Here is a 3036-nt window from a genome sequence, read left to right as displayed (position 1 = left end):
CTGCGCCGATGCCCCTAAAGTGGACACACATTTTGTCCTATAAGCCTAAAGCTGGCCGCTGCGCGGCCAGCAGACTAAAGTCTTGAATAAAAAACCGCCCCGTATGGAGCGGTTTTGCCCTTTATATATCGAGCGCCTCGGCCATCGCTGCCGTAGTGATTGCCGTGGTTCCACAGCAACTGCCCACCATTGCGGCACCGGCATGTCTCCATTCGATGCATGCGCGCGCGAAAGCTTCGGGGTTCTCGTGCCATACGGGGCCATCCTGAGTCTGGACCGGATCGCCCACGTTGGGGCGCACCGTGACGGGAGTAGTCGCCGATGCAACCATCCTGGGCACCGCCGCGTTCGCGGCCGCAAGCGAACAGCAATTAACACCAACCGAGTTTGCGCCGTGTTTTTCGGCGTACAAAACGGCTGCCTCGATGTTGAGGCCATCGCCCAACAGGTCGCCCTTGTCATCAACGACAAAACTCACCAGGACAGGCATGCCGTCAGCGGCATCTCGAGCGCCGGCAAGCATGGGCTGCAAATTACGGATAGACGTCACCGTCTCGATCAGCAGACCATCAACACCAGCATTGAGCAAGGCGTGCGCCTGTTCGCGCGCAATGCCTCGGATCTCACGAAACTCGGCAGAGTCCTCGGCAAACCACTCAATACCGATCGGACCCATCGAGCCCAGCAGCAGCTGAGGGTGCGCCTGGCGGGCATCGTCGACGGCCCCGCGATTGACCTCCGCCACGGACGGCGCAATCTGGTCGTGCTTGAGGGCATAGCTTGATGCCTGAAAGGTATTGGTAATGAGCACCTGCGCACCGGCGGCGACATACAAGCGATGGATACGAGAAACGGTCTGCGGCTCCGCCAGATTCCAAAACGCCGGTGGAATATCGGCGGCGTCGTACTCACTCAACAGAACACTGCCCATGGGGCCCTGCGCCAACAAGGTCTCGCTCGACAAGCGGCGCGTAAGTTCCTCGGCACCAAAGCGGTTGTAATAACTCGTATCCATATATATCCCGCTATTCCTCGACGCTGATTCCCTGCTTTTCGAGATAGGCGAGCCAGCGGCTCATCGTGTCCTCGGATAGCGCATGCTCCATCATGCAGGCCTCGGAATCGGCTCGCTCAAATTCGACACCGAGCTCCTGAACCAAAAACGTGCGGATGAGGCGATGACGGTACCAGATAGCCGTGCCAACCTCGCGGCCGCGATCGGTCAGGATTACCTTGCCATAGTGCGATTGCTCGACAAGCTCGGATGCCTTGAGCGCCGAAACCGCTTTATTGACCGATGCCTTGGAGACGCCAAGGCGCTGCGCGATGTCGACCGATCGCACGCCGTTGGTTTCCCCCTCTTCGCTTTCAATGCGAACCATGCACTCCAAGTAGTCTTCGTTCGCCACCGTCAGATGTAGTTCGCGCGAGCTATTTGTCGTATCCATGATCTTCCGTCCCTTCTGCATTCAATGGCTGATTCTACCCCATCCAAGCGTCGCGGTATGCCGTGGCATACCGTGCTAGAGTTCTTGTTGCACACGACGACCAAGATTGGAGCGGTCTTTATGGAAAACACCACCACGAACCCCGATGTCCTCGAGCGCTTTTTGCGCTACGTCCAGATCAACACGCAGTCCGAGGATGCAAACTGCGACCAGGTGCCTTCGAGCGCCGTTCAGTTTGACCTTGCCAACGTGCTGGCTGAAGAGCTGCGCGAGCTTGGGGCGGAAGATGCCCACGTGACCGAGCATGCCTATGTCTGCGCGCATATCCCCGCAAGTGCGGGCGCTGAGGACAAGCCCGCCCTGGGCCTGATCGCCCATCTCGACACCACCGAAGTTGCACCGGGCGCCGGCGTGAAGCCGCACATCGTACACTACGAAGGCGGCGACCTGGTCTGCGGCACGGTTGACGGTAAGCCCGTTGCCATGAGTACCGCCAAGCTTCCCGCCCTGAACGACCTCGCGGGTGAGGACTTGGTCTGCAGCGATGGCACCACGCTGCTGGGCGCGGACGACAAGGCAGGCGTCGCCGAGATCATGTCGCTTGTCGCGCGTATCGCTCAGGACCCTTCTCTGCCCCATCCCGCACTCGGCATTTGCTTCTGCCCTGACGAGGAGATCGGTCACGGAGCCGAGCTGTTGGATATCGATACCTTTGGCTGCAAGTACGCCTACACGGTCGACGGCGGCCCCATCGGCGAGCTGGAGTGGGAGTGCTTTAACGCCGCCGAGGCGACCATCCGCTTTGAGGGCCAGTCCATCCACCCGGGCGACGCCAAGGGCCGTATGGTCAACGCAGGCAATCTGTTCTGCGACTTCAACGCGTTGCTCCCCTACGTGCAGCGCCCGGAGTATACGGAAGGCTACGAGGGCTTTTATCACCTTGAGGGCGTATCTGCAACCGTCGATCACGCCACGGCGCGCTACATCGTCCGCGACCATGACGCCGCCAAGTTCCAGCAGAAACTCGACCTTATTGATGCCGCCGCCTCGATGCTCAACCAGCGTCTGGGTGAGGAGCGCGTAACGGTCGAGATTAAGCAGCAGTATCGAAATATGGCCGAAATCGTTCGTGACTATCCCGAGCTTAGTGATGTTGCCAAGCAAGCCTACCTTGCCTGCGGCGTTGAGCCCCAAGTGCTGCCGATTCGCGGCGGCACCGACGGCGCGCAGCTGTCGTTCCGCGGTCTGCCCTGCCCCAACCTTTCCACCGGCGGCTATTGCTACCACGGCGTCAACGAGTTCGTCCCGGTCAGTTCGCTCGTCAAGATGACCGACGTGCTCCAGGAGCTCGTCGCCCGCTTTGCATAAGCCTGGCCGCTCAAGCCTAAAAGACAAACCGCCCCGTCCTCTACAGAGGACGGGGCGGTTTTTGTACAGGGAGTGTCCCTAACTGCCGGCAGAAAAGGAACGTCCCCAAGTGCCGCAAAATGACGAGATCCACTCTCGCTTTGTGGGTAGTCATTGGGGACGTTCTTGTTTGACTAGTCGTTTAAGAACGTCCCCAATGACTACCCAACGACTAGTCCGG

At 59.7% G+C, this 3036-nt stretch carries 3 protein-coding genes; 1 reads left to right on the top strand and 2 read right to left on the bottom strand.

Annotated elements, in window-relative coordinates; genetic code table 11:
• Positions 1-121: 121 nt before the first annotated feature.
• Entirely contained in the window at positions 122-1015 is an 894-nt protein-coding gene (locus DW180_RS04350) for a homocysteine S-methyltransferase family protein (protein WP_055252635.1), read from the bottom strand.
• 10 nt (positions 1016-1025) lie between these two features.
• Complete coding sequence (locus DW180_RS04345) at positions 1026-1448, bottom strand: metal-dependent transcriptional regulator (RefSeq protein ID WP_040359600.1); 423 nt, start codon at positions 1446-1448, stop codon at positions 1026-1028.
• Positions 1449-1568: 120 nt separating this feature from the next.
• Between DW180_RS04345 and pepT the strand changes: the two genes are divergently transcribed.
• On the top strand, positions 1569-2816 hold the full coding sequence (gene pepT, locus DW180_RS04340; protein ID WP_118237614.1) for a peptidase T: 1248 nt from the start codon (positions 1569-1571) through the stop codon (positions 2814-2816).
• Positions 2817-3036: the final 220 nt, after the last annotated feature.

The organism is Collinsella sp. AM16-21, assembly GCF_003471905.1.
Taxonomy (GTDB): domain Bacteria; phylum Actinomycetota; class Coriobacteriia; order Coriobacteriales; family Coriobacteriaceae; genus Collinsella.
This window is presented reverse-complemented; position numbering and strand designations above follow the sequence as displayed.

Bases quoted from the DNA above. Each gene is read 5' to 3' on its own strand.
- DW180_RS04350 (WP_055252635.1), bottom strand. From the start codon at position 1,015: ATGGATACGAGTTATTACAACCGCTTTGGTGCCGAGGAACTTACGCGC.
- DW180_RS04345 (WP_040359600.1), bottom strand. From the start codon at position 1,448: ATGGATACGACAAATAGCTCGCGCGAACTACATCTGACGGTGGCGAAC.
- pepT (WP_118237614.1), top strand. From the start codon at position 1,569: ATGGAAAACACCACCACGAACCCCGATGTCCTCGAGCGCTTTTTGCGC.